This window comes from Pseudomonas sp. Kh14 (assembly GCF_900291005.1).
Lineage (GTDB): Bacteria > Pseudomonadota > Gammaproteobacteria > Pseudomonadales > Pseudomonadaceae > Aquipseudomonas > Aquipseudomonas alloputida.
On sequence record NZ_OLKJ01000362.1, the window covers coordinates 1 to 229 of the forward strand.

Here is a 229-nt window from a genome sequence, read left to right on the forward strand (position 1 = left end):
GTACGGGCCGTGGCTGAGCTGCATGAGGGCCACGCACACATAGAAGGCCAGGACCCCAGGCGCCCGCACTTGCCTGAGAAAGCCCCCTGCCCCGCGCTGCTCGGCCTGCTCGACGGGTTGCGCATTGGGCACCCAGAGGCTGGCAACGACGATACCGGCCATGATCGCCACCAGCGCCAGCGGGTAGATGTCCAGGCTCAGCCATTCGAACAGGCGCCCAAGCCCCACC

The 229-nt window shown here is 68.1% G+C and carries 1 pseudogene; it reads right to left on the reverse strand.

From position 1 onward, the window contains the following. Positions 1-229, reverse strand: a pseudogene (locus tag FQ668_RS28435) (MFS transporter); the annotation flags it as partial.